The organism is Actinomadura fibrosa (assembly GCF_900659615.1).
GTDB classification, from domain to species: Bacteria; Actinomycetota; Actinomycetes; order Streptosporangiales; family Streptosporangiaceae; genus Spirillospora; species Spirillospora fibrosa.
Window position 1 is genome coordinate 1 of the sequence record NZ_CAACUY010000464.1, and the last position, 3,324, is coordinate 3,324.

Annotated in this window: 4 protein-coding genes; 1 reads left to right on the forward strand and 3 read right to left on the reverse strand. The window is 71.9% G+C overall.

Annotated features, from left to right (window positions below):
- The 3 genes from E1300_RS48595 to E1300_RS48605 form a co-directional block, all read right to left on the reverse strand.
- On the reverse strand, positions 1-851 hold an 851-nt coding region (locus tag E1300_RS48595), incomplete at its 3' end, for a serine/threonine-protein kinase (RefSeq protein WP_131764019.1).
- A gap of 69 nt (positions 852-920) precedes the next feature.
- On the reverse strand, positions 921-1,451 hold the full coding sequence (locus E1300_RS48600) for a hypothetical protein (protein ID WP_131764020.1): 531 nt from the start codon (positions 1,449-1,451) through the stop codon (positions 921-923).
- 75 nt (positions 1,452-1,526) lie between these two features.
- Entirely contained in the window at positions 1,527-2,714 is a 1,188-nt protein-coding gene (locus E1300_RS48605; RefSeq protein WP_131764021.1) for an ROK family transcriptional regulator, read from the reverse strand.
- A 160-nt stretch (positions 2,715-2,874) separates the two neighbouring features.
- On the opposite strand from E1300_RS48605, the gene E1300_RS48610 reads away from it, so the two are divergent.
- Positions 2,875-3,324 (forward strand): substrate-binding domain-containing protein (locus E1300_RS48610; RefSeq protein WP_242619899.1); only part of this gene is annotated, 450 nt, incomplete at its 3' end.

Consider the following 3,324-nt stretch of genomic DNA (forward strand, 5'->3'; position numbering starts at 1 on the left):
AACAGCGCCGCGAGCGCGACCGTCCCCGCGGCGAGCGCCCGGACGCCGCGGCGCTCCCAGTCGCTCCCGTACGCGCCCGCCGCGACGGTCTCCAGCGCCGCGAGGAAGTCGGCGGCGGACGGCGGACGGCCGCGCGGGTCCTTGGCCATGCCCGCCGCGACCAGCGGCCGCAGCGGCTCGGGCAGCTCCTCGACCGGGACCGGCTCACCAAGGTGCTGCCGCCGCAGCTCCGGCAGGCCGGTCCCCGTGTACGGCCGGTGCCCGGCCACGCACTCGAAGAACACGCAGGTCGCCGCGTACACGTCGGCGGACGCCGAGGCGGGCCGTCCCTCCCACTGCTCGGGCGACATGTAGGCGGGCGTCCCCGACCGGCCCTCGCCCCCGGCCACCGCGGCCACACCGAAGTCGACCAGCTTGCTCAGCCCGTCACTCCGCACCACGACGTTGGCGGGCTTGTAGTCGCGGTGCACGACCCCGGCCCCGTGCGCCGCCGCCAGCCCCAGCAGCGACCCCTTCAGCACCACCAGCGCGGCCTCGGGTTCGAGCTTCCCGTGCTCGTCGAGGACCGCCCTGAGCGAGACGCCGTCCACCGCCTCCATCACGATGGCCGCACCGCTCTCGCCGCTGACGAACCGGTACAGCCGCGCCACGTGCGGGTCGGTGATCCTTCCGAGCGTCACCGCCTCCTCGCGCAGCCGCTCGATCGCCTCCTCGTCCCCGTCCCGCCGGTGCACGTACTTGATCGCCACCGGCGCCCCCGACCCGGTGTGCCGCGCCAGCACCACCCGCCCCTGCGCGCCGGCCCCCAGCACCCGCACCTCATCGAACCCGTCGACCCGCCACTCCACCACCCGCCGACCATAACCAGAAAAATCATGACGCCAGAAGATCCCGCGGATGCCCGGCCAGACCCCAGACCGCTACGAGTAGTCCTCAAAGGTTCCGACCACCTGACACGCTTGGGGTCTCAAAGGCGCGTCGGCCACGGCCCGCTGACTCGCATCGCCACCGTCTCCGCTGGTCCAGACGGTGGCCGGACGATCGGCGGGCATCGGGCGCCCGAGATCCCGCGCCACCTTCCGGAGCTGCTCCAGCTCGATCGAGTCGACCTTCGCCGACCGCCCGCGCGCGAGGCCGTTGTCGGCGGTGAACTCCTGGACGTCCGAACAAGGGATGACGAACGACACGTCCAGGAAGTAGGGACTGGAATCGTTCCTGGCCAGATAGCGCACCTCGGACATCGAGGCGGGAAGCCGCAGCCTCAGGTCGCTCGCGGCCCGCTCAAGACTGATCCGCGGGTCGGAACCCTTCACGGCACGGGAGTCGCCATTGCTCTCGGCGAGAGGGCCGTCGGACGTAGACAGCAGCGCATACGCCACCGTCCCGGCCGCGGCGAACACCGCGACACCGACGAACACGCCGAACCAGAAAAGCAGCGAACGTCTCTTCACCGATCGGATCCCGCGAATGTACCGCTTGCCGTGGCGGGCTTCCCGTGATTCGGGTGAGCGCTGAGTTCGGGAAAGTCAGGGGGTTAGGAGGTGGGCTGAGGTTTGGTGGGTGGCTAGGACTATCGCGCCTAGGGCTTCGGCGCGGTCGCCTAGGTGGCCGGTGGTGAGGGTCATGCCCTGGTTGAGGGCCGGGGGGAGGCGGTGGGTCAGGACGTGGCGGACGCCGTCGAGGAGGGGGCGGCCGACGGCGGCGACCTCGCCGCCGAGGACGACCAGGCGGGGTTCGAGCATCGCGCAGATGCCCGAGAGGGCCTGCCCGATCATGTGGCCGGCGTCGGTGATCACGCGGAGTGCCCCGGGGTCGTCGGCGGCGAGCAGGGCGATCAGGTCGGAGATGGTGGTGCCGGGGCCGCGGGTGTGGGTGAAGGCCGAGGTGAGGGCGCGGGCACCGACGACGGTCTCCAAGCAGCCGCGGTTCCCGCACCGGCAGACGTAGCCGCCGTCGACCACGGGGACGTGGCCGAGCTCGCCCGCCGTCCCGGTGGCGCCCTGGTAGGGGCGGCCGTCCAGGATCAGGCCGGCGCCGACGCCGTCCGACAGCATCACGTAGACCAGGTCCTGGACGCCGCGCGCCGCGCCGAACGTCCATTCCGCGAGGGCGCCCAGGTTGGCGTCGTTGCCGACGTGGACGGGCATCCCGACGCGCTCGCGGAGCCGGGCGGCGACGTCCACGTCGGTCCAGCCGGTGAGCATGGACGGGACGTTCAGCGTGTGCGACCGGGCCCGGACGGGCGCCGACACGGCGACGCCCATGCCGAAGATGCGCCCGGCGTCCCGGCCGACGGTCGCGACGAGGTCGAGGGCGGTGCCGGCGATGAAGTCGAGCGCCTCGTCCGGGCGGTGGTCGACGTCCACCTCGCGGTACCGCTCCCCCAGCGCGTTGCCGGACAGGTCGGTCAGGAGCACGCGGATGTCGGTGTGGCGCAGGTGGACGCCGAGGAGGCCGCCGCCCTCGGGGTTGAGGGTCAGCGGCGTGGCGGGGCGGCCGCCCCGGGACGCGGTGGGCAGGGACGCGTCGTCCGACTCGGTCAGGACGCCGTCGGCCAGGAGGCCGGCGACCAGGCTGGAGACGGTGGTCCGGGAGAGGCCGGTCGCCCGGGCGATGCCGACCCTGCTGATGCGGCCGTGCTGCCGGACGGTGTCCAGGACCAGCAGCCGGTTCCGTTCCCGGAGCGACGTGAGGGAGCCGGGGGATTCGTCCATGGCCGCCAGCGTAGGGGTTTGTCCGAGCTGCGCATAAACCGTGGCCGTTTATGGCCTTGTTTGTCCTTGACTCTGATTAACCGGCGAAAATACAGTGCAGCGAATCTGATCGCCGCTGGTCGGGCGGCGTGCGCCTGACCCCCACCCCCCAGGAGCTACCGTGCGTGAACGAGCATGGGCACCGGCCATCTGGCGCAAGGGAGTCGTCGGCCTCGCCGTCCTCTCGACCGCCGTGTTCACCCTCGCGGCCTGCGGAGGCGACGACGACTCCGGTGACTCGAACTCCGCGTCCGGCTCGGCCAAGGGCAAGGTCGGCGTGATCCTGCCGGACACGACGTCGTCCACCCGGTGGGAGAACTTCGACCGGCCGTATCTGGAGCAGGCGTTCAAGGCGGCGGGCGTGCAGTACGACATCCAGAACGCCGAGGGCTCGACCCAGCGGTTCCAGACCATCGCCGACCAGATGATCACCGGCGGCGTCAGCGTCCTGCTGGTCACGGGGCTCGACTCGAACTCGGCGGCGGCGGTGCAGCGCAAGGCGCAGTCGCAGGGCGTCAAGACGATCGACTACGACCGGCTGACGCTGGGCGGGGTGTCGGACTACTACGTC

What these genes read in the sequence shown, in the direction of transcription:
- E1300_RS48605 (WP_131764021.1), bottom strand. Translation starts at nt 2,714, where the DNA reads ATGGACGAATCCCCCGGCTCCCTCACGTCGCTCCGGGAACGGAACCGG.